At 67.8% G+C, this 26,594-nt stretch carries 18 protein-coding genes and 1 riboswitch; of the genes, 8 read left to right on the top strand and 10 right to left on the bottom strand.

Annotation, left to right across the window (positions count from 1 at the left end; all coding sequences use genetic code 11):
• Positions 1 to 55 precede the first annotated feature (55 nt).
• Both WFL22_RS05885 and WFL22_RS05880 read left to right on the top strand, forming a co-directional pair.
• Complete coding sequence (locus tag WFL22_RS05885; protein ID WP_336991879.1) at positions 56 to 1,723, top strand: deoxyguanosinetriphosphate triphosphohydrolase family protein; 1,668 nt, start codon at positions 56 to 58, stop codon at positions 1,721 to 1,723.
• Between the two features lie 27 nt (positions 1,724 to 1,750).
• Positions 1,751 to 2,386: a class II aldolase/adducin family protein gene (locus WFL22_RS05880; protein WP_336991878.1), complete on the top strand. Its 636-nt coding sequence runs from the start codon at positions 1,751 to 1,753 to the stop codon at positions 2,384 to 2,386.
• Positions 2,387 to 2,407: 21 nt separating this feature from the next.
• Here the strand turns inward: WFL22_RS05880 and WFL22_RS05875 are convergent, their stop codons facing one another.
• The 3 genes from WFL22_RS05875 to WFL22_RS05865 form a co-directional block, all read right to left on the bottom strand.
• The gene (locus WFL22_RS05875) at positions 2,408 to 3,106 is read right to left on the bottom strand and encodes an NUDIX hydrolase (protein WP_336991877.1); all 699 of its coding nucleotides are present in this window, start codon (positions 3,104 to 3,106) and stop codon (positions 2,408 to 2,410) included.
• A 14-nt stretch (positions 3,107 to 3,120) separates the two neighbouring features.
• Entirely contained in the window at positions 3,121 to 3,396 is a 276-nt protein-coding gene (locus WFL22_RS05870) for a hypothetical protein (RefSeq protein WP_336652885.1), read from the bottom strand.
• A 166-nt stretch (positions 3,397 to 3,562) separates the two neighbouring features.
• The gene (locus tag WFL22_RS05865) at positions 3,563 to 5,188 is read right to left on the bottom strand and encodes an acyl-CoA carboxylase subunit beta (protein WP_336652884.1); all 1,626 of its coding nucleotides are present in this window, start codon (positions 5,186 to 5,188) and stop codon (positions 3,563 to 3,565) included.
• Between the two features lie 130 nt (positions 5,189 to 5,318).
• On the opposite strand from WFL22_RS05865, the gene WFL22_RS05860 reads away from it, so the two are divergent.
• The gene (locus tag WFL22_RS05860; protein WP_336991876.1) at positions 5,319 to 6,245 is read left to right on the top strand and encodes a biotin--[acetyl-CoA-carboxylase] ligase; all 927 of its coding nucleotides are present in this window, start codon (positions 5,319 to 5,321) and stop codon (positions 6,243 to 6,245) included.
• 137 nt (positions 6,246 to 6,382) lie between these two features.
• Here the strand turns inward: WFL22_RS05860 and WFL22_RS05855 are convergent, their stop codons facing one another.
• The 3 genes from WFL22_RS05855 to WFL22_RS05845 form a co-directional block, all read right to left on the bottom strand.
• Positions 6,383 to 7,798, bottom strand: a complete 1,416-nt coding sequence (locus tag WFL22_RS05855; RefSeq protein ID WP_336991874.1) for an APC family permease — start codon at positions 7,796 to 7,798, stop codon at positions 6,383 to 6,385.
• Between the two features lie 33 nt (positions 7,799 to 7,831).
• A complete protein-coding gene (locus WFL22_RS05850; RefSeq protein ID WP_336991872.1) occupies positions 7,832 to 9,454 on the bottom strand; it encodes an amidohydrolase in 1,623 nt (540 codons plus the stop codon).
• A 76-nt stretch (positions 9,455 to 9,530) separates the two neighbouring features.
• A complete protein-coding gene (locus WFL22_RS05845) occupies positions 9,531 to 10,940 on the bottom strand; it encodes an APC family permease (RefSeq protein WP_336652880.1) in 1,410 nt (469 codons plus the stop codon).
• Positions 10,941 to 11,061: 121 nt separating this feature from the next.
• Between WFL22_RS05845 and WFL22_RS05840 the strand changes: the two genes are divergently transcribed.
• Entirely contained in the window at positions 11,062 to 11,769 is a 708-nt protein-coding gene (locus tag WFL22_RS05840) for a TetR/AcrR family transcriptional regulator (RefSeq protein WP_336991870.1), read from the top strand.
• Here the strand turns inward: WFL22_RS05840 and purU are convergent.
• The gene (gene purU, locus WFL22_RS05835) at positions 11,756 to 12,661 is read right to left on the bottom strand and encodes a formyltetrahydrofolate deformylase (RefSeq protein ID WP_336991868.1); all 906 of its coding nucleotides are present in this window, start codon (positions 12,659 to 12,661) and stop codon (positions 11,756 to 11,758) included. The two genes, WFL22_RS05840 and purU, sit on opposite strands and share 14 nt — an antisense overlap.
• Positions 12,662 to 12,684: 23 nt before the next feature.
• A riboswitch (ZMP/ZTP riboswitch) is annotated at positions 12,685 to 12,770 on the top strand.
• Between the two features lie 48 nt (positions 12,771 to 12,818).
• Here purU and glyA point away from each other — a divergent pair.
• Together glyA and WFL22_RS05825 are read left to right on the top strand one after the other, a co-directional pair.
• Entirely contained in the window at positions 12,819 to 14,102 is a 1,284-nt protein-coding gene (gene glyA, locus WFL22_RS05830) for a serine hydroxymethyltransferase (protein ID WP_336652877.1), read from the top strand.
• Between the two features lie 83 nt (positions 14,103 to 14,185).
• Complete coding sequence (locus tag WFL22_RS05825) at positions 14,186 to 15,070, top strand: bifunctional methylenetetrahydrofolate dehydrogenase/methenyltetrahydrofolate cyclohydrolase (protein WP_336991866.1); 885 nt, start codon at positions 14,186 to 14,188, stop codon at positions 15,068 to 15,070.
• 197 nt (positions 15,071 to 15,267) lie between these two features.
• Here WFL22_RS05825 and WFL22_RS05820 read toward each other — a convergent pair whose 3' ends face one another.
• Together WFL22_RS05820 and WFL22_RS05815 are read right to left on the bottom strand one after the other, a co-directional pair.
• Positions 15,268 to 16,644, bottom strand: a complete 1,377-nt coding sequence (locus WFL22_RS05820; RefSeq protein ID WP_336991865.1) for a TRAP transporter large permease subunit — start codon at positions 16,642 to 16,644, stop codon at positions 15,268 to 15,270.
• A 72-nt stretch (positions 16,645 to 16,716) separates the two neighbouring features.
• Positions 16,717 to 18,348: an amidohydrolase gene (locus WFL22_RS05815; protein ID WP_336991864.1), complete on the bottom strand. Its 1,632-nt coding sequence runs from the start codon at positions 18,346 to 18,348 to the stop codon at positions 16,717 to 16,719.
• A 93-nt stretch (positions 18,349 to 18,441) separates the two neighbouring features.
• Here WFL22_RS05815 and WFL22_RS05810 point away from each other — a divergent pair, with 93 nt between their 5' ends.
• Complete coding sequence (locus tag WFL22_RS05810) at positions 18,442 to 19,125, top strand: TetR/AcrR family transcriptional regulator (protein WP_336652873.1); 684 nt, start codon at positions 18,442 to 18,444, stop codon at positions 19,123 to 19,125.
• A gap of 70 nt (positions 19,126 to 19,195) precedes the next feature.
• On the opposite strand, the gene WFL22_RS05805 is transcribed toward WFL22_RS05810, so the two are convergent.
• Positions 19,196 to 22,033, bottom strand: coding sequence for a helix-turn-helix transcriptional regulator (locus WFL22_RS05805; protein WP_336991863.1), 2,838 nt, complete (start codon positions 22,031 to 22,033; stop codon positions 19,196 to 19,198).
• A gap of 329 nt (positions 22,034 to 22,362) precedes the next feature.
• Here WFL22_RS05805 and WFL22_RS05800 point away from each other — a divergent pair, with 329 nt between their 5' ends.
• Complete coding sequence (locus WFL22_RS05800; RefSeq protein WP_336991862.1) at positions 22,363 to 26,574, top strand: DUF7927 domain-containing protein; 4,212 nt, start codon at positions 22,363 to 22,365, stop codon at positions 26,572 to 26,574.
• Positions 26,575 to 26,594: the final 20 nt, after the last annotated feature.

Here is a 26,594-nt window from a genome sequence, read left to right as displayed (position 1 = left end):
CCAGTGCGCCCGCCCAGGTCAGCCGCAGGGCGCTCGCTGATGCTTGAATGGGGGCATGACTGAGGACAGCACTCGGGAAGCGCGACAGCACGTCGAACACGTCTCGTCGCAGCACCGATCGGCGGGCATCGGAGACGGCGCTGGCGACGGCACCGGCGATAGCGGCGTCTACGTCGTGCAAGAAGGCGACGCGGTCGCCCCCACCGACGCCGCACGCCCCGAACTCGCAGGCGCACAGGAGTACCGCATCGACCTTGAGCGGATCCGCTTCTCTTCCTACTTCGCGCGGCTCTCCGACGTCACCCAGGTCGTGCCGCGATCAGGCGTGGGCCCCGTAATGCACAACCGCCTCACGCACTCGCTGAAGGTGAGCGCCGTCGCGCGCGTCATCGCCGCGCAGCTCGCAGGGCACGAGGCCCGGCACCGCGCACACCTCCGCGGCGAACGCGACGACGATCCCACTGGTGCGATCATCGCCCGCCTCGGCGGTTGCGACACCGTCGTCGCCCAAGCCGCAGCCCACGCCCACGACCTCGGGCACCCGCCATTCGGGCACCTCGGCGAACGCGTGCTCGACCGCGTCGCCCGCGAACGCCTCGGCCTTGCCGAAGGCTTCGAAGGTAACGCCCAGAGCTTCCGCATCCTCACGCAGCTCGACACCCTCGGCCGCGACTTCCCTGGCCTCAACCTCACCGCCGCCACCCGCGCCGCCACCCTCAAGTACCCCTGGACGCGCGCCTCCTGGATCGGCGTCACCGAAACCCAGCGACCCGTCGCAGAGCGCCCACGCGGCGTCGGCGCAGACGCCGCGCACGGCGCCGAGAAGTTCTCCGCCTACGCGCTCGACTCACGCGAAATGGAAACCGCGCTCGCCGCATTCCCGCACATCTCAGCAGGCATGCAAACCGTCGAATGCGCCGTCATGGACCTCGCCGACGATATCGCCTACGCCGTGCACGACCTCGACGACTTCACGCGGGCCGGGGTGCTGCAGCAGGCCGCCGTTGCGGGCGAGTTCCGTGCCTGGCTCGCCGACCTCAGCCGCTTCGCACATATGGCCCCCGAAGAGCTCGCCGGCTCAGGCGCACTGCGCGTGCCAGGCCACGCCCTCGAACAACTCTGGCGGCGCCTCGCCCTCAAAGACGCGTGGATCGCGGATCGCGAAGCCTTCACCGCCGCCGTGCGCCGCGTCAGCGCCGAAGTGGGCGACGCACTCCTCGAAGTGCCCTACGACGGCGGCATCGACAGCGAACGCGCCGTCTCGGACTTCACCCGCCGCTGGATCGAACACCTGCGCACCTCCATCGTCGTTGAAGAACGACCACACGTGCGCAGCGGCTACGTGCGCCTCGACCAGCAGGCCTGGCACGAAGTGATGGTGCTCAAATTCGTGCACGCCCACTTCGTGCTCGAACGCCCCGAACTGGGGCAGCCTCAGCGCGGGCAGGCTCGCGTCATCGCAGACCTCGCCCTCGGTTTCGACGCCTGGCTTGCCGACCCTATCGACGCCCCGCGGGCACCCCGTCGCCTGCTGGAATGGGTTGACGACGCCGTTGCGGCCTCCTTCGAACTGCGGCGGGAACGTCCCGATCTGCTCTCAGGCGACACCAGCGATGCGGGCCTGCGTCGCCAGGGCCGCACGCGGGCGATCCTCGACTACGTGGCGTCGCTCACCGACCAGCAGGCCCTCACCACGCATCGGGAGCTGACCGGCGCGGTCTGAGCGCGGGGAGCGAGTACGGTGGAGAGCATGACTACAACGCGAGACCGTGACCGGCTGGTGCAGGAGCTGATCGAAGTGGGCCGCGACGCCGCAGCTCGGGGCCTCGTGCTCGCAAGCGCAGGCAACCTGTCGGTGCGCGTCGCCGATGACCGTTTTCTTGTCTCAGGCAGCGGCGTCTGGTTCGACAAGCTCACCGCAGCCGACTTCGTCGAACTCAGCCTCGACGACGACGAAACCGGCGCGCCTTCGGCGAGCGGTGTGAAGCCGTCGAGCGAGTGGAAACTGCACCACCGCGCCTACCGGGCACGGCCCGACGTGGAGTGCGTGCTGCACCTGCACCCGCGCACCGCGGTTGTGCTCGCCAGCCTGGGCCACGACATTCGCCGCCTCACCCTCGACCACGCCTACTACCTCGGCCCCATCGGCGTCACCCCGTTCTTCCACAACGGCACCGACGAGCTCGCCGACACCGCCGCCGAGCAGCTGCGGCAGCACGACTGCGTGGTGATGCAGCACCACGGCTGCTCCGTCGTGGCCGACACTGTCGAGATGGCGTACCGGCGCGCCCTCAACCTCGAAGACGCCGCCCAGGCCACCGCGCTCGCGCTGCAGCTGGGCGACACCGCAACGGTGTTCCCAGAAGACGGCGCAAGCCACGCCTGAACCCCGCGCACCTGATCCGCCTCAGGGGGAGACAGGCAGTAGCCGGCCAGCATCCCAAGGCGCCGCCCAACCCAGCTCCTCGATAAGCGCCGCGAGCAATATCCCCGTGAACCCCCACACGATGTGGCCGCCCAGCCTGTCGTGCAGCCGAAAGGCCGGCCCCCGATAGGTCGATCCGCCCCGCCGCAGCACCGACGTGCCGCGCGCCGCGGGATCCACAAGCTCCGCAACAGGCGCTCGAAACACGTCAACCGACTCCGTGCGATCCGCCGCCACATCACTCGGCAAACGCCACCAACCCACCACCGGCGTCACCAGATTGTTGCTCACCGGAATATGCACGCGCTGCAGCGAACCCAGCACCTCAACACCCTCAGGCACCAGGCCCGTCTCCTCGGCAGCCTCCCGCAATGCGGTGCGCGCCGGATCATCGCCGTCCTCAGGCTCGGCACCGCCACCAGGAAACGCGATCTCACCCGCGTGATGCCGCATGCCCGTCGCCCGCCTGATGAGCAGCACATCAAGCTCGGGCGGCAGACCACTGGCCGCGGCACCCGCAGGCGAAGCCTCCGTGCGGTCCAGCGCGCCAAACAGAATCAGCACCGCGGAGTGACGCAGCGGGCGATCAGAGCGGGCGCCCTGCGGGTCGAACGGAAACGAGAAACCGCGGCGCATCAGCTCGCGCAACTCGCGCTCAGCATCAGCGACAGTGCGGTGCACTGCGTGGCCCCTGATCAGCCTTCGATGAGCAGATCGTTGATGCCCTCTGGCACCCGCTGCGAACGCGCCCACGGTTCGCGGTCGCGTCGCGCCACACGCTTGCGCCGCTGCGTTTCCTCACTGCGCACCGCGGTAAGCACCGCCACCACAGCGGCTCGCTCCTCCTCGCCCACCATCCGCGTCACGAAACGAATATCGTCTCCGCTGAGCGCATCGTCAAGTGCACCCAGCTCCCGGCGCCTGGCGGCGTCGCGCTCGGCGGCGTCAGGGGGCAGCAGGCGATCGTTCACGATGATTCCTCTCGATCCACGGAGCGGCAGGGCGCAACCCCATGAGAATACCTGACGGGGCGCGGGCGGTTGATTGGGGTGACTCTGCGCCGGTGAGGGAGGGGCGGATCCGCACCCCTGTGCCGATCCGCCCCTCCGCGCCGCCGTGCTCGCCCGCGTCCAATCGTTACAGCGGGATGTTGCCGTGCTTCTTGGCAGGCAGCTCGTCGCGCTTGCCGCGCAGACCGCGCAACGCCTTGATCACCGCGAGGCGAGTGCCGGCGGGCTCAAGCACATTGTCGAGCTCGCCGCGCTCAGCCGCGAGGAACGGCGACGACACATCAGCGGTGTACTTTGCGGTGAGTTCGGCCCGCAGCGCTTCGACATCGTCGCCGCGCTCAGCAGCTGCCGCAAGCTCCTTGCGGTAGAGAATGTTCACAGCGCCAGCGCCACCCATGACGGCGATTTCGGCGGTGGGCCACGCGATATTGAAATCGGCGCCCATCTCCTTCGAGCCCATCACGATGTACGCGCCACCGTAAGCCTTGCGGGTGATGATCGTGACCAGCGGCACCGTGGCCTCGGCGTAAGCGTAGAGCAGCTTCGCGCCGCGACGGATGACGCCCTGGAACTCCTGATCGGTGCCAGGCAGGTAGCCGGGAACGTCGACCAGGGTGAGGATCGGGATCGAGAACGCGTCGCAGAAGCGCACGAAGCGGGCGGCCTTCTCGCTGGCGTCGATGTTGAGGGTGCCCGCCATCTGGTTGGGCTGGTTGGCGACCACGCCCACCGTGCGGCCCTCGACGCGGCCGAAGCCGATGAGGATGTTGGGGGCGAACAGCGGCTGCACCTCGAGGAAGTCGCCGCCGTCGAGGATCGCCTCGATGATCACCTTCATGTCGTACGGCTGGTTGGGGCTGTCCGGGATGATGGTGTTGAGGCGGCGGTCGGCGCTGGTGATCTCGAGAGCGGTGTCGCTGTCGTAGACCGGGGCCTCGGCGAGGTTGTTGTCGGGCAGGTAGCTGATGAGCGCGCGAGCGTAATCGAGCGCGTCGAGCTCATCGCTGGCGAGATAGTGGCTGACGCCGCTCGTCTTATTGTGCGTGAGCGCGCCGCCGAGCTCTTCGAAGCCGACATCTTCGCCGGTGACGGTCTTGATGACGTCAGGGCCGGTGACGAACATGTGGCTGGTCTTGTCGACCATGATCACGAAGTCGGTGAGGGCCGGCGAGTAGACCGCGCCGCCCGCCGAAGGGCCCATCACGATGGAGATCTGCGGAATCACGCCCGAGCAGGCCGTGTTCAGGCGGAAGATCTTCGCGTACTTGCTGAGCGCGACCACACCCTCCTGAATGCGGGCGCCGCCCGAATCGAGAATGCCGAGCAGCGGTGCGCCCGTTTTGAGTGCGAACTCCATCGCCTTCACGATCTTCTCGCCGGCGACCTCGCCCAGCGACCCGCCGAAGGTGGTGAAGTCTTGCGAGAACACGACCACCTGGCGGCCGTGAATGGTGCCGGCACCCGTGACGACCGAATCGCCGAAGGGGCGGCTGTTCTCCATGCCGAAGCCCTGGGTGCGGTGCTTCACATACTTGTCGAACTCGACGAAGGAGCCCGGGTCGAGCAGCGCCGAGATGCGCTCGCGCGCCGTCATCTTGCCACGGGGATGCTGCTTCGCGGCGGCGGCGGCATCGCGGTCTCCCACGGCCTCCTGATACTTGCGGCGATGGTCTGCGATGCGGCCCGCGGTGGTCGCGAGCGAGTCTGCTCCCTGCGAGGCGGGTGCGGCTGCGGCTGCGTTCTCTTCGATCACGCCTGCCAGCCTAGCGCGGGCCTCTGGCTAATGGTTCATGGACACCTCCAACTGAAGTAGAAATTCGTAGTCGATTGCCTACGAAAAGGGGGAGCGGTGGGTGCTTGAGGTGAGGGGGTAGCTTGGGGGTATGGAGTTGTGGCGCACGCGGGGCGTGCTGGCTGAGGTGATCTGGCGGGAGAGCTCGCCCTCGACGAACGCCGAGCTGCGGGCGCTCGCAACGAGGCCCGGAGGTGACGCGCTGCCGCACGGCACCCTCCTCGCGACCTCGAATCAGACCGCCGGCCGCGGTCGGCTCGATCGCAGCTGGGTGACCCCGCCCGACACCGCAATCGCGGCCTCGCTGTTGATCCGCGGCTTCACCGGGCTGGGCATCGGCTGGCTGCCGCTGCTCACAGGCTCTGCGGTGGTGGCCGCACTGCAGCCGTTCTTCGGCGAGGGACTGCGCGTTGGCGTGAAGTGGCCGAACGATGTGCACCTGCGCGACGAGGAAGACGCGATCGCGGGCCGACCGGGCAAGAAGCTGTGCGGCATCCTTTGCGAACTGCTGCCTGACGGTTCGGTAGTGGTGGGCACTGGCATCAATCTGCTCATCCCCGAGTGGGAACTGCCCACTGAGCGGGCGACCTCGCTGCTGGCAGCGGGCGCTGATCTGATGGCTGGTGCGGCCTCTGCCGGGTCGGCACCTGCTGAGTCGGTGCCTGCTGGTGCGGCCTCTGCTGGGTCTGCGCGCAGCGAGCTTGCGGGTGAGTACGAGGGGGCGGATCCGAGTCTCGCCGATGCGCTCGGCCACGACCTCGCCGATCGTGTGCTGGCGGCCTACGCCGGCGAGCTGCTGCGGCTGATCGAGCTCGCTGCGAGCGACCCGGATGCGGCCCGCGCTCGCGTGGCCCGGCACTCACTGACCCTCGGCACGGAGGTGCGGGTGCATCTGCCTGGCGGTGAGGTGGTTGACGGGCGGGCCCGGCGGCTCGCCGAGGACGGCTCGCTGATGGTGGATCTGCCGACGGGCGGCGTGCTCACGGTGTCAGCGGGGGACGTCGAGCACCTGCGCTGACCGCAGCCGCGCAGCCGAAGCCGCAGCCGCGTAACCGCAACCACAGACCACAGCGGGCGGGCGCGGGGTGTGTTCCCCGTGCCCGCCCGCTGCTGTCGACGCATCAGCGCCGGCGTTGCGACTTCGGTGCCGCAGCCTCAGCGGCGCGGCTCAAGCGGATACTCCTCGCCGAGCTGGTCGATCTGCTCGGTGGTGGGATCGTTCTCGGAGAAGTCCATCTTGGGCACGGGCCGCTTGAAGCCGCCGGTGACGATCGCGATGATGATGACGCCGACCACCAGCCAGATGCCGCCCACCAGCCAGGTGCCGGGCTCGAGCGAGGTCCACAGCCAGATGGTGAGAAGGAAACCGATGAACGGTGCGACGCCGTGCGTCAGAATCGAGCGAGCGGTGAGCGGTTGCTTGCGGCCACCCTTCGGGAACAGGTAGGTGCGGATCACCGACAGGTTGACCATTGCGAACGCGGCGAGCGCGCCGAAGCTGATCATGAAGGCGACGGTGTCGAGCGACAGGAACAGGCTCGACAGCGCGAACACCGACACCGTGACAGCCGCCACGATGGGGGTGCCGAAACGGCGGTTCAGGCGCGAGAGCGGCTTGGGCAGCATGCCGTCGCGGCCCATCGCGTAGAGGATGCGCGACACCGACACCTGCCCGGTCATGCCGGAGCCGAACGCGCCGACCACGTAGACCGCGACGAAGAAGGCGGTGAACGCCTCGCCGCCGATGTTGTTCATGACGGTCACACCAGCGGCATCGACCTCGCCCGCGGTGAGCGAAGCCCAGTCGGGGCGGTAGGCGATCGCGCCGGCCCACGAAACCAGGATGAAGAAGAGGCCACCCACCATCGTTGCGAGCACGATCGCGCGAGGGATGTCCTTGCGGGGGCGCTTGGCCTCTTCGGAGAGTGTGGAGACCGCGTCGAAGCCGAGGAAGGAGAGCGCGAGGATCGCGGCGCCTGAAGCAACCGCGCCGATGCCGCCTTCACCGAAGGTGAAGGGTTCGATGAGGCTGATCTCAGTGTTGCCGCCGAGTGCGTGCTTGAAGGCGAGCACCATGAACAGCACCACGAGCACCACCGAGAGCGCGATGATCACCATGTTCACCTTGTTGACGAGCGTGATGCCGAGCACGTTGAACACGAGCACGATCAGCAGCGCTGCAAGCGTGAACACCCAGGCGGGGATCGCGGGGAACTGCGTATTGAGGTAGATGCCGATGAGCATGAAGTTGATCATCGGGATGAACAGGTAGTCGAGCAGCATGACCCAGCCGGTGAGGAATCCTGCTGCGCCGCCGAATGACTGCTGCGAGTAGGTGTAGGCGGATCCTGCCACCGGATACCGGCGCACCATCGCACCGTAGCTGGCGGCGGTGAAGAGCATCGTGACGACGGCAACGATGTACGCGGCCGGAAGGTGCCCATCGGTGACCTGGTTGACGATGCCGTAGGTCGTGAAGACCGTGATCACCGTCATGTAGGTGACGCCGAACAGGGTGAGACCTGTCAGGCCGAGGGCTCGTTTGAGACGTGGCTGCGAGGATTCGCTCATGATTTCTCCTTTGAAATCGGTGTTGTTGGGAGTTTATCGTTGAAAGGTTTGCTCGCCGGCAAGCCACGTGCCGTGCACGGTGAGATCCGCAATCTCCTCGGGAGCGATGGTGAGCGGATCCGCTGACAACCAGACGGCGTCGGCGGTCTGGCCGGGCTCGAGTGAGCCGCGGTCGGGTGCGAGAGCCTGCCGCGCGATACCGGCGGTGTAGGCGGCATACGCAGTGGCGGGATCGATGCGCTCCTCCGGCAGCCAGGCCTCCGCGCCGGGATCGGTGTGGCTGTGGCGGGTGATCGCCGTCGAAAGGGCCGGGCGCCAATCGAGCGTCGTCACAGGCCAGTCACTGCCGAACGAGACCGTCGCACCGCTGCGCACGATCGAGCCGATGAGATACTGCCACTCGTCGCGGGGATGCCCGAGGTGCGGGATCGTGAGATCGCGCATGACCGCGTCGCACTGCGCCCAGTACGGCTCGAAGTTGGCGATGACGTCGAGCTCTGCGAAGCGTGCGACATCGGCGGGGTCGAGCAGGGCGACGTGCGCGATGACGTGGTGGCGCAAGCGGGGGCCGTTCGTGCGGATCGCGGCTTCGATGGCGTCGAGTGCGAAACGGTTGGCGGCGTCTCCGATGGCGTGCAGATGCAGCTGGAAGCCTGCCGCGTCGAACGCGGTGACGGCGGCGGTGAGTTCGGCCGCGGACCAGTTTGGCAGGCCGTGCTCGTCGGGTTTGTCGGCATAAGGCGCGAGCAGCGCGGCGGTGTGGCTCTCGATGACGCCGTCGACGAAGAACTTGATGGTGTGCGCGCTGAGGCGGTCGGCTCCGAGTGCGTCGACGCTCGCCCGCGCATCGGCGAAGGCTGCGAGCTGTTCGCGCCACTCGCCGGGTGCGGCGCGGAACGCGAGGTTGATGCGGGTGTGGAGCCGCTGCTGCTCGGCTGCGGCGAGGTAGACGGGCAGCTCAGTGAGTTCGACCCAGGCGTCTTGCACCCAGGTGGTGCCCTGCGCAGCGTAGTTGCGCGTGGCGCTTTCGATGGCGGCGAGCCGGGTTTCGAGGGGGTGGGCCGGCACGATATTGGCGAGGAAGTCGTTGGCTGCGGCCTCCTGGAGGGTGCCGAGAGGGGAGCCATCGGCGCGGCGCACGATCCGGCCGAGGGCGGGATCGGGGGTGTCTGCGGTGATGCCGCCTGCACGCAGCGCCGCCGAGTTCACCCACGCCGTGTGGTAATCCCAGGCGCGCAGAATCGTGGGGGTGTCTCCGGTGACCTCGTCGAGCCAGCGGGCGTCGAAGAGGCCGCCCTCGGTAAAGGTGGCGTCGTAGCTGCCGCCCACGATCCACTCAGCCTCGGGGTGCTCGGCTTTCCATGCGGCGACGGCGTCGAGGATGCCCTGCTTGTCTGAGGCCTCGCGAATGCGGGGGCCGATCGCCTCGAGGCCGCCGAGCAGCGGGTGAGCGTGGCCGTCGCCCGGGGCGGGCGCCAGCACACCGCCGGCGAGATCGATCACTCTGGCGTCGGGCTGCGATGCCAGCGCTGCGGCCTCGGTTCCGAGCGCCGCGACGACGCCGTCACGGAACGCGATGGCGTCGCTTCGCGCCGCGGCACCCGAGGCGAGCGGGTCGACGAGGATGGTGCCTCCGGTGAAGACGGTGAGGCTCATAGTGGCGGCTCCTTTGCCTACGGGGTGTGCGGGGCGGCTGCGGGGGTGCGGCGCTCGCCGCACCCCCGCAGGTGAATCACTTGAAGGGGGTCGCTTCGGCGACGGCGTCGATCACCTCGGTGGCGGGGCCCTCGGAGAAGTCCATGCGGGGCACCGGCCGGGTGAAGAAGCGGGTGTTGATCGCGAGGATCACCACGCCGATTGCGAACCAGATGCCGCCGACCACCCAGGTGCCGGGCTGCAGCGAGGTCCACAGCCAGAGCGACATGGCGAAGCCGATGAGGGGCAGCAGGCCGCGCAGGAACCAATCGGCGGTGGTGGGCCTGGGATCGCCGGCCTTCGGGAAGAGGTAGACGCGGATCACCGACAGGTTCACCATGGTGAACGCGGCGAGCGCGCCGAAGCTGATCATGAAGGCGGCCTGCTCAAGCGTGAGGAACAGGCTCGCGAGGGCGAATACAGAGACCGTGGCGGCTGCGACGACCGGGGTGCCGTAGCGCGACCAGAGGATGCCGAGCGGTCGGGGCAGGGTGCCGTCGCGGCCCATCGAGTAGAGGATGCGCGCGACCGAGACCTGGCCGGCGAGGCCTGATCCGAAGCAGCCGGCCACGCTCACGATGACGAACAGCACCGCAAGCCACTGGCCTGCCACGTGCTCGGCGAGCACGACCGCCGCGGCGTCGATGAGTTCGCGGGGGATGTCCTGCCAGTTCTCGGGCTGGTACGCGAGGGCGCCGGCGAGCGAGACGATGATGAAGATGGCGCCGCCGATGAGGGTGGTGAGCATGATCGCGCGGGGGATATCGCGGCGGGGGTGCTTCGCCTCTTCGGAGAGGGTGGAGACGGCGTCGAAGCCGAGGAAGGAGAGCGCGAGTACGGCGGATCCCGCGAAGATGGGGCTGAAGCCCTCCTGGCCGGGGATGAAGGGATCGATGAGGCTGGGCGCGTCGGGGTTGCCGATGGCTGCCTTCACCGCGAGCGTGGTGAAGATGATCAGCGAGGCCGTGGAGATGGCGATGATCGCCACGTTGAGCTTGCTCACGAGCGTGATGCCGAGCACGTTGAAGAGGAACACGAGCAGCAGCGCGGCGAACGAGAACACCTGTGACGGCACCTCGGGGAACTGGGTGTTCAGGTAGAGCCCCAGAATCATGAAGTTGATCATCGGGATGAACAGGTAGTCGAGCAGCAGCACCCAGCCCGTTAGGAAGCCTGCGCCGCCGCCGAAGGCCTGCTGGGCGTAGGTGTAGGCGGAGCCCGCCACGGGGTAGCGGCGCACCATCGATGCATAGCTGTACGCGGTGAACAACATGACGAGCAGCGCGACCACGTAGGCTGCAGGGAGACGGCCCTCGGTCATCTGGTTGACGATGCCGTAGGTGGTGAAGACGGTGCCCATCGCCATGTAAGCCAGGCCGAAGAGGATGAGCCCTCCGAGGCCGAGTTCTCGTCTGAGGTGCTGTTGCGGCGATGCGGTCTCGGCCACGGTATCTCCTTTGATAGTGCTCGGGTGCGGGGCGTCGGGCCCGGCTCCTGCGGCAGAATCAGTAAAATGAACGGGGTTCTTTTAGAACTGCCGAAATGAGAATAGTACGGAAAGGCCCAAAATGGCGAACCGAAACGGCGACGGCGCGGCAGCAGCGCCCCCAACCCGTCGCAGGGTCGGCCGTCCGAGCGCCGGAGTGCTCTCGAAACGCCTCATTACGGAGACCTGTCTCAGGCTGATCGACGAGCGCGGCACCGAGGCGGCAAGCATGCGTGCGATCGCCGCAGAACTCGGCGTGCGCCCTTCCGCGCTCTACAACCACGTTGCGGGCTACAACGAACTCATCGCGGGGGTACGAGAGCTCATCAGTGAGCGGATCCCCACCGACGCCTTCGAACGCGAGCCCTGGGAAGCCGCGCTCGCCACCTGGGCTCACCACTATCGCGACGTGTTCGCGGCGCACCCCTCGCTCGTCGCGTTGCTCGCGGTGCTGCCCCTCGCCGAAGAATCGGTGACCACCGTGATGTACGAGGCGGTGATCGCGAAACTCGTTGACGCCGGCTGGCCCGAAACACATGCGGTGACCGTGCTCGTGGCGCTCGAATCGTTCGTGCTGGGATCGGCACTCGATCTTTCAGCGCCAGACGACATGCTCGATCCCGGTCCGCGCGATGACGTGCCGCGCTTTAGCTCCGCCTACCGCGCCCGCGCGAAGCTGCTCGCACAGACGGGCACGCGGCCCGCCGATGCGTCGTTCGAACTCGGGTTGCGCGCGCTCATCGCAGGATTCTCTGCCGAGCTCGCGAACCCCTCGACTACTGGAAGATGATGGTGCGGTCGCCGTCGGCGAGCACACGGTTCTCAGCGAACCAGTTCACCGCGTGGCGCAGCACCCGCGCCTCGATGTCCTGACCCAGCTGCACCAGCTCGCGCGGCGAGTACGAGTGATCGACGCGAGTGGTGTCCTGCTCGATGATCGGGCCCTCGTCGAGATCTGTGGTGACGAAGTGCGCGGTCGCGCCGATCAGCTTCACCCCGCGCTGGTGCGCCTGCTTGTAAGGATTCGCTCCCTTGAAGCCGGGCAGGAAGGAGTGGTGGATATTGATCGCGCGCCCCTCGAGCGCCTGGCACAGCTCGGGCGACAGGATCTGCATGTAGCGGGCGAGCACCACCAGCTCGATGTCGTGCTCCTCGACTGCTTCGAGCACGCGACGCTCGAACGCAGCCTTGTCTTCGGCGCCGGCGATGGGGCGGTGCTCGAAAGGCACGCCGTAGAACTCGGCGATATCGCGCACGGTCTCATGATTTGAGAGCACGAGCGGCACCTCGATCGGCAGCTGGCCACCGCGGCGACGATAGAGCAGATCGTTGATGCAGTGCGTGGCGGTGGACGCGAGGATGAGCGTGCGCACCGGCCGGCCCACGGTGTCGAGGCGCCACGTCATGTGGTAGCGCTCGGTGACCGGGGCGAGCGCGGCTGAGAAGCGCTGCTCGAACGATTCGGGCTGTGCCACGGCGCTGACCTGCAGTCGCATGAAGAAGCGGCCGGTGTCGGCGCTCGCGAACTGCTGGCTCTCCTCGATGTTGCCCCCGGCCGCGACGATCGCGCCGCTGATGGCGTGCACAATACCCGGACCGTCAATGCAGGAAAGGGTCAGCACCCATTGGGCATGCTCTGCGGTATCTGCGGGGGCGATCGTGTTCGTGCTCACGGAGTACAAGGGTAGTGGATCCGCGCTAAACTGGTGCTCGTCGTGACTGGCGTGCAGATGGGACACCATCGGGGAACGACAACTTCGTATGAATTGGCCGCTCGCCTGGGTCGTATTTCTCTGGAATCTCCGTGTGCCGCGGAGACGAAGATAGAAGGAGCACACAATGTCCACCCAGTCCGCATTCTTCAACGAGCCGCTCGAGTCGGTCGATCCTGAGATCGCCGCAGTGCTGCAGAACGAGCTCGGCCGTCAGCGCGCCACGCTCGAGATGATCGCCAGCGAGAACTTCGTGCCGCGCGCCGTGCTCGAGGCCCAGGGTTCCGTGCTCACCAACAAGTACGCCGAGGGCTACCCCGGCCGCCGCTACTACGGCGGCTGCGAGTTCGTCGACGTGGCTGAAGATCTCGCCCGCGAGCGTGCCAAGTCGCTCTTCGGCGCGAAGTACGCGAACGTGCAGCCCCACTCGGGTGCAAGCGCCAACGCCGCCGTGCTCAGCGCCATCGCCGAGCCCGGCGACACCATTCTGGGCCTCGAACTCGCTCACGGCGGCCACCTCACCCACGGCATGAAGCTCAATTTCTCGGGCAAGCTCTACAACGTTGTGCACTACGGTGTCGACCCCGAGACCTTCCTCATCGACATGGACGTGGTGCGCGCGCAGGCGCTCGAGCACAAGCCCAAGGTCATCATCGCCGGTTGGTCGGCCTACCCCCGCACGCTCGACTTCGCGAAGTTCCGCGAGATCGCCGACGAGGTCGGCGCGACCCTCTGGGTCGACATGGCTCACTTCGCAGGCCTCGTCGCCGCCGGCCTCTACCCCAGCCCGGTGCCGCACGCGCACGTCACCTCCTCGACCGTGCACAAGACCATCGGCGGTCCCCGCTCCGGCTTCATCCTCACCAACGACCTCGAGCTCTACAAGAAGCTCAACTCGAACGTGTTCCCCGGCCAGCAGGGCGGCCCGCTCATGCACGTCATCGCCGCGAAGGCCACCGCCTTCAAGCTCGCCGCCACCGACGAGTTCAAGGATCGCCAGCTGCGCACTCTCTCGGGTGCGAAGCTCGTAGCCGAGGCGCTCACCAGTGACGCCTCGAAGTCGGCCGGCGTCGACGTGCTCACCGGCGGCACCGACGTGCACCTCGTGCTCGCCGACCTGCGCAACTCGCAGCTCGACGGCCAGCAGGCCGAGGACGCACTGCACGCTGTGGGCATCACCGTCAACCGCAACGCAGTGCCCTTCGATCCGCGCCCCCCGATGGTCACCAGCGGCCTGCGCATCGGCACCCCCGCCCTCGCAACCCGCGGCTTCGGCGACACCGAGTTTGCCGAGGTAGCCGACATCATCGCGCTCACCCTGCAGCAGAGCGGCGACATCGAGGCCCTCAAGGCCCGCGTCACCGCGCTCGCCGAGGCCTTCCCGCTCTACCCCGGTCTCGAGACCTGGTAACCCCGTTCGCCGGGGCTGCCGGAGCGCGCGGTCAGCACCGCCCTCCGGCAGCCCCGGCGCACGGCTCATCAGAGGAGTCAGTCATGCCTGCAAACATCCTCAACGGCACGGCCGCGGCCGCCGCGATCAAGAGCGAGTTGACCGATCGGGTCACCGCCCTGCGCGAGCGCGGCGTCGTGCCCGGTCTCGCCACCGTGCTCGTCGGTGCAGACCCGGGATCCCAGTGGTACGTCGCGGGTAAGCACCGCGACTGCGCCGAAGTCGGCATCGCGTCGATCAAACGTGAGCTGCCCGAGACCGTCACCCAGGACGAGCTCGAAGCGGTGCTCGATGAACTCAACGCCGACCCCGGCTGCACCGGCTACATCGTGCAGCTGCCGCTGCCGAAGCATATCGACACCGATCGCATTCTCGAACGCATCGACCCGGACAAAGACGCTGACGGCCTGCACCCGACCAACCTCGGCCGACTCGTGCTGAATGCAAACACCGAGATCATAAGCCCGCTGCCGTGCACGCCGCGCGGCGTGATCGAACTCGTCGAGCGCAACGGCCTGTCCTGGGCCGGCAAGCACGTGGTCGTCGTGGGCCGCGGCGTGACCGTGGGCCGCCCCATCGGGCCGCTCCTCACCCGCCGCGAGTACAACGCCACCGTCACTCTCACCCACACAGGCACGCAGGATCTCGCCGCAGAACTGCGCCGTGCCGATGTGATCGTCGCTGCAGCCGGCGTCGAAGGGATCGTGCGCGCCGAAGACGTCAAGCCCGGTGCGATCGTGCTCGACGTGGGCGTCTCGCGCAAGACCGACCCCGAGACCGGCAAGAGCCGAGTTGTGGGCGACGTCGATCCTGCAGTGGCCGAGGTGGCCAGCTGGGTGTCGCCGAACCCCGGCGGCGTCGGCCCGATGACCCGCGCGCTACTGCTGAAGAATGTGGTGGAGATGGCCGAGCGGACGCTCACCGCCTAACTGATCTCCCGTGAATCGCTGCCAGGGCAGCAGCGTCAGGGATGTGCCGCGAACAGGCACGAAAAGACGCAGGCGTATCAAACACGCCCTCTTCTATCACCGAGGCCCCGGGGCGGACGCGCAGCGTCCGCCCCGGGGCCTCGTGCCTGCTGCGGCCGGTGCTTGAACCTCTGGCGCACCGGGATCGCAGCGAGCGATCAGCCGAACGTGGCAAAGCCCGCCACGAGGTAGGCGATCACGCTGAGCACTGCCGCCGCCCCCGCGTACGGGAGGATCGAAAGCATGAGATTCAGCGGCTTCACGCCGACCGACTTCGACGCGAGGATGATGCCGTCGCCGTAGAGGCAGGTGGTCGAGCCGAGCGCGGCACCTGAGAACACGGCCGTTCCGGCAAGTACCGGATCGACGCCGACCGCAATCGCCAGGGGCAGCACGACCGGTGTGATGACGGCGGCGAGATCCCAGAACGCGCCGGTCGCATAGGCGTAGACGCCGCACACGAGGAACACGATGGCCGGCAAGAGCGCGCCGTGCATGACCGGTTCGGTTGCGCCGATGACCCACTCCGCGAGTTGGAGTTCGGTGTTCAGGTGCTGCACCATGAACGCCAGTACGAACAGGATGATGACGTATCCCATGCTCATGACGCCCTCGAACGCCTGCTCGAAGACATCTCGGATGGTCATTCTGCGCTGCGCCAGATACAGGACGATCGCGACGACGACGGCGGCCGCAGAGCCGGCCACGATGTTGATATCGGTGAGGATCGTCACGACGATGAGGGTGATGATGGGGAGGAGGAAATTGAAGGGGAGTGGGCGCTTGCCTGAGGTGGCGGCACCTGACAGCTCGAACGCACGTTCCTCAGCCGTGAGACCCTCGGGAAGGGGGTCGCCGGTGCGGTCGACGCGCAGTTGTTCACGGCGCAGTGGGCCCACCAGTGGCAGCAGGCCGAGGGCGAGGAGCAGGCCGATTGCCAGAGCGAACCAGCCGAAGAACACGAACGGCAGGCCCTGGACATACGCGCCGAAGCCGGACCCGTTGACGGTGACACCATCTTGTTCGAGCAGCGCGGCGAAGAACACGGCCCAGGTGGAGAACGGGATGATCACGGCGATCGGTGCGGAGGTGAGTTTGACGATCGCACCCACGAGGGTGCGCGGCACCCCATAGCGGTCAGTGACGCGCTTCATGGAGGTGCCCACGGTGAGGGCGTTGAGGTAGTCGTCAATGAACAGTGCCACGGTCAGCAGCCAGGTGAGCAGCAGAGACTTGCGACGGGAAGTGACGAAGCGCTCGGTCCACTCAGCAAAGTCGGAAACGGCTCCCGAAACATTGAAATAGGCGATGAGGATGCCGAAGAGCACCACGACCAGGGCAAGCCAGTGCACCGTTTCATTGGAGAGGGAGGCGCCGAACGTGCCTACCAAGGTGTCGAAGAAGCCCCAGCCGCCGAGCAGGATCGCTCCGGTGACGGCGCCTGCGAGCAGGCCCAGGAGCGCGCGTTTCGTTAGCACGGAGACGAGGAGGACGGTCAGGACTGGCAGGAGCGCCAGCGCGGTGTTCTGGATCACGGTTGCCTTTCGGGCAGGGCGCGGCTGCGGCGTCGCGCCGGGTTATCGATAGTGGGCGGATTCGGGGTGGATCTACTGGGCGTGGTCTTCGCGCGAACCGTCGAGGTAGGTGGCGAGCACCGGGAGTTTGACGAGCTCGTCGGCCGGCACGGTGACCGGGTCGTCGGCCCACACGGCGAGATCGGCGCGGGCTCCTTCTCGGATCACGCCCAGGTCGGTGTCGCCCTGTGCCAGTGCGGCGCCGCGGGTATAGCCGTGCAGTGCTTCGGCGGAGGTGAGCCGCTCGTGCGGCTCATACACGAATCCGTCGAGATCACCCGGGTTTCGGCGTAGCACCGCCCAGGCGAGACCGAATCGGGCGTCGAGATCGGCGATGGGCCAGTCCGAACCGAGTGCGAGCGGCGCGCCGGCTCGGAGCACGGAGCCAGCGCTCCACGCTTGCGCGGCGCGCACGGGGCCGAGTCGTCTGGCCCACTCGTCGCTGCCGTCTGGTCTGCGCCACTGCATATGGGGGAGCTGCATTGAGGCGATGATGCCGGTGGCCGCGAGGCGGGCAATGTCGCGGGGGTTCAGGCACTCAAGATGCTCGATGCGGTGGGTGGCGCGGCCGTGCGCGCGGCAGCCTACGGTTTCATAGGCGGTGATGGTCTCTCCGACGGCGCGATCCCCAATGGCGTGGGTAGCGATCTGGAATCCGGCCTGGGTGAACTCCGCGACGGTCGCGACGAAGTCGGCTTGCGATCCCCAGAAGCCATTGAGACCGGCCCCGTCAGTGTCGGGCTCGTAGAGCCAACCGGCGCCGGTGTCGATCACGCCGTCGGCGTAGAGCTTGATCACGCCTCCTCGCCAGCGCCTGCCGCCGCGGTCACGCTGTGCGCGGATGGCGGCGCGATCCTCTGCTGTCGCGGTGGGCTTCACGTCCATGGCGCTGACGATCCGCACCGGCAGGCCGCTGCCGCTGGAATCGAGAGCTTCAAGGAGGTCGAGCGTGCCGGAATTGCCGTCCATGATCGTGCCGCCGGTGAGGCCCGAGCGGCGCATTCGGGCGAAGGTGCGACGGGCTGATTCGAGGGTCTCTTCCGGGCGAAGCGCGGGCATCGTGGCGAGCAACGGCTGGTATGCGCTGTCCTCGCGAAGCTCACCAGTCGGGCGGCCGCAGCTGTCGACCACGATCTCGGAGCTGTCGTCGAAGTGTCGCGCTCCGGTGATGCCGCCGCGTCGCAGCCCCTCGGTGCTGGCGAGCGCGGTGTGGAAGTCGAAGAAGAAGAGCAGGGTGGGAAGCCCGTCGACGGCCTCATCGATGATGTCGGATCGCAGCGGCACCCCATCGAAGACCGCATAGTCGAGGTTCCAGCCGCGGACCCAGCCGTCACTGGTGTCGCGCCGGACTCGCGCGGCTTCCTCTCGGAGCGCTGCGAGCAGTTCGCGTGGGTCTGAGACGGCGCCGAGGTCGAGCCCCTGGGTGAGCTCCACTCCCTGAATGGGATGCAGGTGCGCGTCGATGAGGCCTGGGGTCACCGTCATGCCCCGGGCGTCATCGAGGCGGGTGTGCGGCCCACGGAAGGCCTGGGCGATGTCATCGCGTTCACCGACCCCGAGGATGCGACCGCCTGAGAGAGCGATGGAGCGGGGCCGGGGGGAGTCGTCTCCGGGGATCAGGGTCCGCACCCTGGCCCCATCTATGATGATGTCGGCTGCCGTCACTGGCGCACTCCTCTGTCTCTCTCCTCGGGCTCAGCCGAGGACCAGATTTAATTTAACTGCATTCAATTATCGGCGCAACATCGCGGAAGGCTCATGTCCCCCAACTCCGATGCCCAGCGTTCTGCTGGACGGCCTCGGGCCGCCGTCCTATCGCGCGAACGGATCCTTGAGGCCGCTTTCGCTCTCGTTGACGACCGTGGTTCGGATTTCACGCTCGCGGCGCTCGCGCGCTCCCTGGGTGTGCGCCCACCTGCGTTGCACCACTACTTCGAGAGCAAGGCAGATCTCATCGCGGGCATGCGAGGTCGACTGACCCTGCGCGTGGGGGACCCCGGCTTCGGCCAACTGCCCTGGTACGAGGCGATCCGGCTGTGGGCTCGGTCCTATCGGGAGACCCTCGGACAGCACCCGGGGATCATCGCCGCGCTCGCGACGTTCCCCGTCGACGGTGAACCGGAGTCGATGTCAGACTACGACCGTATTGCTCAGGCGTTCCGGCGCGATGGATACCCCGAGCACCGCATTGTGCCGGCAATCATCGCCATCGAGTCTTACATCATTGGCTCGGCGCTCGACGCGCTCGCGCCGGAGGACAACTTGCGGCCCTTCCGGGATCCCGAAAGCACGCCGGTGCTCGAATCTGCCGAACGTGCAGCCCGCCGCCGGGCTGCCGAGCGTGGGGTGCCCGTCGCAACGGAGTCCTTCGATTTCGGCCTGCGCGCCCTCATCGAAGGGCTCCGCGCGTTGGGCCGCGAGGAGCTTGAGGCCGCCGGATGACCCGAGCTTGACAACCCCACGCGCAGGATCGTCGTCGCTGCGAAGCAGGGGCCGCTCGCGCCTCAACGCCTCAGTGCCTCAGGTCGAGTGTCTCTGCGGCCGGGACATCCCCCGGCGCTTCATCGATGAGCCCCATGCGTGAGGCCTGCAGGAGCGCTTCGTCACGGCCGGACACTCTGAGCTTTCGGTACACGGCGTGCAGGTGCTTCTTCACCGTGGCCGGGCTGATGAAGAGGGCCTCGGCGGCCGAGTTGATGTTGCGATGCGAGGCGATTGCTTCGAGGGTGCGCTGCTCCATGCCGGTGAGCGCGGCGCGGCGTTGGGCGCGTGCGGCCTCCGGGATCGCGCGGATGTGCACGAGTGTGCGGTCGGCCGCGTCGATGCCGGCCTCGGTTGCGGCAACGGCGAGCGCGAGGAGTTCACCGTGGGGCACCCCCGAGAGCGGTGAGAGCAGTTCGTGCCGATCGATGAGCCGGCAGGCCACACCGAACTCATCGAGTGCTTCGGAGAGACGCCCGCAGTTCCACGCAGCGATCGCCGAAATGAGCGCCCGTCCCAGTTGCTGCCTGACGCTGGTGCGCTCGTGCTCCTGCTGCACGAGCATGAGCGCTTGGACATCGTTGCTTGCAAACAGCGCAACGCGGGCGCGCTCAATACGGGTGCTCGGGTGGTCTGAGGGAAGTGTGCCGAGGAGGCGTTCGGCGACGGCGAAGTTGCCGATCTCGGCGCTCAGACGCGCTTGGTGATGCACGAGGGTGCGGATCCAGGGGCTTCCGGCCGTGGCCGCCGCGCCGGTGAAGTGGCTGCGGTGGGAGTCGAGGTCGGCGAGCGCGGTCGCGGCGCTGCCGCTGCGGCGCTGGAACGCCGCCTGTGCGACCAGGAGGGCCGGCCGCCAGCTGTCGCAGCGGCAGGAGGAGGAGAGGAGTCGTTGCGCGGCGAGTTCGAGTTGCGCGTGGTCGCAGTATTCGGCGGCGAGCACAGCGCGGGCGAGGTCGCCGTGGTGCGATGAGGTGTTCGGGGCGCGATCGATGATGTCTGGGGTGATCTCGTCGAGTTCTGCGAGGAGTTCGCGGGCTTCTCGAATGCTGCCGTCGATTGCGGCGGTGAGCGCGAGCCCGCCGATGGCGGCCGCCCGCCACCGCGCACCCGATTCGGGGTCGGTGACGGTGCGGGTGGATGCCGGCGGGAACCCCTGCCAGGGGCGTTCGATGAGCTCTTCGGATTGCGAGCGGAGCCGCGCCCAGTTGCGACGCTGTGTGGGGAAGTCTTCGACGAGCATCGCCGTGAGTGCGATCTCCCGCAAATAGAAGAAGTGTGATCCTGATGCGGCTCGGGGGGTGATGCTGTCGTTGCGGGTGCTCGGAGGCTGGTCGGCGCCGGCCGCGATGAGGCGCGCTTCGAGCTGCATGGCCAGTGCGTGGGCACCTGCGATGTTGCCTCGCAGTCGCGCGCTGAGCATTGCCTGAGCAAGCGTGGGGAGGTGCAGGGCCTCAGGAAGGCCTTCGGCGAGGGCGATGGAGGTTCGCTTCACCCGTGCTGCTGCCTCTCCGTGCTCCGCATCGGCGTCAGGCTGCCGGAGCCGTCGCTGCAGGCCGCGATCCATGCGGTCGAGCAGATCTTGCATGCTCGATTGCGGGAGTCGCGGATCGTCGTGTTCGAGGAAGAGGCGTGCTGCGGCGAAGGTGGGGAGCGTGAAGAGCACTTCGTCTGGAAGCGTGCGGATCACCGCGAGAGCGGTGGGGCCTTCGTCGGTGATGAGTGTGAAGTGATTGGCGAGTACGAGTTCTGCTTCGCTGTAGGCACCGTGCGTGCAGAGGAGGGTGAATGCCGTGAACGGCGCCCCGGGTTCGATGTGTGCTGCGCGGTCGGTGACGAGCATGGTGTGCTGGTCGGCGCTGATCGAGCGGGAGGCTCGGGCGGCAAGGGCGTCACGAACGGCTGGGTGGCAGGAGAACTCGGTCGAGAGGCCGTCGGTGTTGACCACGACGAGCCCAAGTTCGAGGAGTTCGTAGAGCGCGGAGCGCGTCTCGGGGATGCCGGCGTCGATGAACTTCGCCGCGCCCTGAAGGGTGACAGCATCGATGCGTGAGGTGGCGAGGAGGGCGCGACGCGCGACCTCGCCGATGATTTCGAGCGAGTGGAGCGCGAAACGGTGAAGCTCTGGATATGGTGCGCCGTGTGCCGTGACCGGAGTAGCTTCGGCGCCGAGCACGATCCGCACCACCAGGGGCCACCCGGCGGCGAGCTGCAGGGCTTCCTCGCAGCGCGCGTCGATGGCGCGTTCGCTGAGCTTGGCGAGCGCGGCTGTTTCGTCGGGGGTGAATGCGAGGTCGCCGGTATCGAGCACGGTGACCGGGGCGCGGCCGGTGACGAGGGGCCCGTCGAGGATGCGCACGCGGCGCGCTGAGACCACGAGGGTGAGGCGCGGGGCGATCTGCACGAGGTCGGCGAGGGCGAGATCTTGCTCGGGGCTGGTGATGCGGTGGTAGTCGTCGAGCACGAGCGTGACGGGTGTTTCGAGTTGCGCGGCGAGTGTGAGCGCGGCGTCTTGCGAGGAGGCGCCGTCGATTCCGGGAGTGGGGTGATCGTGGTGGTCGTCGCCGAGGAGCGCCTTGAGGGCGCGAGCGATCGGCTGCCACGGATCGCTGGCGGCGCCAAGACCGCAGCTGATGCGGATCAGGGCTTCGTCGCGATCGCGCAGCCATTCGGTGAGGAGCGCGGTTTTGCCATACCCCGCGGGGGCGAGCAGCAGCGTGAAGCCCGAAACACGGTTGGGATCATCGTCAAGGGAGACCCCGGCGTGGGAGTGCGGGAGCATGGCAAGCAGGCGGGGGCGGGGCAGGATCGGCACGACGCCGTTCGCGCCTCCTGGTCGGGGCCCGTCAGCGGGTGAAGGCGGCGGGGTCATCTCCTCGGCCCTTCTCGCGCGGTTCTGGGGGCTCCGCGAACGGAGACGCACCCTATGGGAATTTCATTCTAGACCTCAGGGTTACCCGTCAAGACCACCGAGGGAGTAGTCAGCGGAGCCTCAGGGGGTAGACCCCTGGCGCAAGGGGGGAACTTTGGGTGAAGGTTTTCTGCTGGGGGCCTCGCGGGCCGAATCTGGCGAAGCGCGCAATCTACAGTCAGAGAAATCGTCCGCCGGAACATCGATGGGGAAGGCGGGTTGGAACTGACCGTGGTTCGCGCGCGAGATGTCGTGTCGAACTGCGGTCGCGGCATTTTGGGGAGACCTTGGTGGGGCAACAGCATGCGCATTCGTGGAGACGGTTCGCCGTCATCGCGACCGTGCTTGCGGTGCTGCTGGGCTCCGGGGTGACGGCGATGGGGCCGACCCCTGCCGCCGCGACGACTGAGCCGAAGTCAGACAACGCTCCCGGTGACGCACCGCCGCCGAGTGGTGATGCCACGCCACCCGCAACAGGAGAGACATCCGACACGGTAGCTCCGAGCACGCCTGCGCCGTCGCCCCCCGATGCTGAGGCGGCACCGCAGGATTCGGCCGAGCCCGGTATGGCAGCGAAGTCGCTCGCCGCGATTGCGCCGTTGTCTCTGCCGGTGGCCGGTCGCCCCTATCTTGCGTTCTCGGTTCGTGACACCGAGGGCAATCTGGTGCCTGGCGCGACGGTGAATCTGCAGGGCGCGCGCAACAGCGGCGGCAATAGCGGCACCACCTCGCGCTGGCCCGCCGCCTGGAGCGCGACCGACTGCACTGTCGACCCCTGCCCCGCAAGCTCGCTCGACCAAGATTCTGCGCCGGGCGTCTTCAAAGTGGATCGCAGCAATGCAGCGGGATCGCAGCTCAGCTCGACCTCGCGCTACCGCATCGGCGCGTCGGCGACGGTACCCAGCGGCTACGCCTGGACCACCCCGACGGCGACCGCGACAACAGACACGGGCACGGGCTCCGAGAACTGGGTGGCGACTATCTCGGGCACGCAGCAGAACGCCGCAGCAGGCCAGTGGGTGAACTCGGGGTCGAACATGGTGCACACCTTCGCCGCCGCCCCGATCCTTGAACGGGTCGCACCGATCTGCGCAACCGGTTACGTCTACGCGATTGGCGGGACGAACGGTCAGATGCAGGAGATCTCGCCGACTGGTGCGGTGCGCAATCTCGGCGGCACGACGGGCTCTAATGCCATGAACGGCCTCGGGATCGCCTCTGACGGCACCGGCACGGCGTGGGCCTTCTCTCGCGGGAGCAATACCGACCAGGCGCAGGTGTACCGGTACACCGGGTCGACCGGGACCTGGGCGCGGGCGCTCTCGACGGGCACGAACACCTGGGACATCGACGGCGCGAGCGGGCTCCAGCTCGTCGGAGGAGCGGTCGCGCCGAACGGTGCATATTTTGTCGGCGGCTTCGAGACCAGCGGCGCGTTGGCCGCCAACTTCTCGCTCTGGTCGACGAACGCGGCAGGCACCGCGATGGTGAGTCGCGGCTACTTGAACATTCGCGCGACCGGCACCACGAGCGGAACCTTCAACGGTGATTTCGCCTTCGACGAGTATGGCAACCTGTACCTCGCCCGGAACGACTTCACTGGCACGACGACGAGGGTGACGATCTTCCGGGCGAGTGCGACGGACCTCGCCGGGGCGACAACGGGCACCGCGATCCCGGTGACTCAGCTCGCGAACAATGACAGCCTCATGTCGGGGGTGAACGGCGTCGCATTCGATCTGCGCGGGCGCCTGTACCTCGGAGGGTCGAACACGCTGCGCTGGGTGTCGCTCCCGTCCCCGGGCACGGCCAACTCGGTGACGCTCAGCGGAGCGACGATGGTGAGCACCGACCTCGCCTCCTGCTCCTACCCGCCGACTGTGAAACTGCAGAAGCGATTGCCGAACGGGCGGGTGGCGGGCGCCGACCGCTTCGGGCTCGAGCTGCGAAACGGCGGTACCGTGAGCGGTGGCACCATCTCGGGCGGTACCGTGCTCGGCACTGCGACAGCGCAGAGCCCGGCGAGCGGAGTGCAGGATCAGAGCGTCGGTGCCTTCCCCATTACCGCCGGCGAACGGGTCACTTTCGCGGAGACCTTCACGAATGGCGCGAGCGCGGCCAACTACGCCTCGGGGTGGCAGTGCACGGTCGATGGCGAATCGACGCCGCGGTCGAGCGGATCCGGGACCGCAGGCGAGTTCAGCACCGCGGGCCTCGTGAACGGCGAGCAGCTCGTCTGCGAGTTCGTGAACAGCATCATGCAGCCGGAGAAGACCGCGGATCCGGTGTCGCTCACCCCGGTGGACGCCGAGGCGATCGTCACCTACACGCTCCGCTTCGACAACAGCGAGGGTCTCGGACCGGCGACGGTGAACTCCCGCGACTTCCTGCGAGATGTGCTCGACGACGCCGCATTCATCAACGCGGCCGGCGCGACGGTTTCGGCGCCGGTCTGGTACCCCGCGGCGACGAATGGCGTCTCCGGCGCCTGGGACGCGGCGAACGCGCGCATCAATGTGTCCGGCGCGGTGCCCGCGGGCACGGTCGGCACGCTGAGCTTTCGCGTGCGAGTGCTCGGCAACGATGTGAATACCGCGGCACGGCAGAGCGCGGCGGCCCCGCTTCAGGGCTTCCTGCTGCGCAATTACCTCACGCCGGGCACGGTGACGACGCCGCCCGCGACGTGCGCGGCCCCCGCCCAGGGCCAGCGCGCGATGTGCACCGAGCACTCGGTCGCGGCGTGGACGATCGAGAAGACCTCGCAGCCGGAGGACGGCGCGATGATCCACTCCGGCGGCAACATCTACTACCGGGTGAAAGTGACGAACTTCGGAGCCACGGACATCAGCGGCATCCTGCTCGACGACGACCTCACCCAGACGCTCGCTGCGACGGTGATCGATCCGGCCGCGCCCCCGGCGGTCGCAGTGCCAAACGGCATCACCTACTACGAGGCCAACGGCAACCGGGTCGCCTCGGCGCTTGACCAGAGCTGGAACTCTGTCAACGTCTCGAACAACGGCGTTCCAGCAGGCGCCCCCAATCCGGCCCTGCCGACGGTCAACTACCGTGCCGACGGGCAGGGCGGGTGCTCGCTCTCCGCGCAGTTCGCGGACGACATTCCCGGTGCGGCGGCGGGGTGCTGGACCTACACCCCACCGGCCTTCACCCTGCCCGCCATGATTAACGGCAAGCGGATCGCCTACGCCATCGTGGGGTACGCGGTGAAGGGCGGTCAAGCAGCAGCGGCTGCCACGCCCACGCTTGCGAGCAGCACCCCCATCCGCTCGAACGCGAGCTGGGTGAACACCGCGCAGGGCCGTGAGGCGACCTTCGCGGCGGGGACTCCGCAACAGCGAGCGGTGTACCCGAGCGCGTGCAGCGCCGCGAATGGCGGAGTGCCCGTCGGCTGGGACAGCAGCGACCCCGCCTTCGAGCAGAAGTGGGGCGCCTGCAAGACGTACCACCTCATCGGTGAGAGCTACTTCCACATTTGGAAGAAGTACGGCCCAGTGCCCATCGAAACCCCCAACAACCTCGACGGTGCCAACTTTCTGCTCGCCGATTCCGAGGCGCTGGCTCAAGCGGGTGAGCCCTCGCGCTGGCTCTGCCGCGTGAACAACAACCCCTTCCCCAGCGGTTCCCCCGTTGCGGCGACGCTGGGAGTTGCGACCCGCCCCGGCGGGGCCGTCTATCGCGCGCCAGGCAGCCTGCCGAGCACGAGCGGCGCCACCGACTTCGGCGCCAACTCGGCCACGGCCAACGCGATCCAGGCGTGGAACAACGAGGCGGGCAAGGGTGCCGCCGGCCTGCTGCCCGGGCAGGCACAGGTCGAGCAGTGCGGCACCTTCTTCAGGCTCACCGCGGAAGACCAGGGGCAGGCCAAAGGATCGTGGCGCGCGATGAACGTGCGCGGCGGCGACACCACGGGCGGCAATCCGCAGGATCCGCCGAAGGTCGACTGGCGCACCACGAGCGCGCTCAACGCCTGCGACACCACGCCGAGCGACACGAGCTGCGGGCGGCGCGGCACCTACTGGCTGATCGAGACGCAGGCGCCGGCCGGCTATGAACTGCTGCCCCGCGCCATGAAGATGTGGGTGGCCCCCAGCTCGCCCGTCACGGGCAACCCAGCCCAGGGCACCCAGGCTTACTACGATTTCCAGGGCCGCCTCTCCCTGCCCTCTGTCGGGCAGGGAGAGAGCTCCGCCGGTGTGACCCCCATGCCCGGTTCGAGCGCCGGCACCCCGCTCCGCGTGCGCTGTGAGAACCCGTGGCAGCTCCCCGCCGACCTGCAGCCGAACTGCGTGATGCCGACGGGGTGGACCATGCCGGTGTTCGACACCGCCGCGCGCCGGCTCCCGTTCACCGGCGGCATGTGGCTCGGTGTCCTCACCGGCGCAGGCGCCGTCGCGATCCTTGCCGCGGTTGCAGGGGCCCTCTGGGTTCGCAGGCGCAGATCCGCCTCCACGTCTTACGACAGACCTCACAACCTCGGATAACCGAACACACTTATCAGCTT

This window comes from Leucobacter sp. VD1 (assembly GCF_037150695.1).
Classification (GTDB): Bacteria; Actinomycetota; Actinomycetes; order Actinomycetales; family Microbacteriaceae; genus Leucobacter.
The sequence above is the reverse complement of the archived record's forward strand: the minus strand, read 5'-3'. Positions and strand labels throughout refer to the sequence as shown.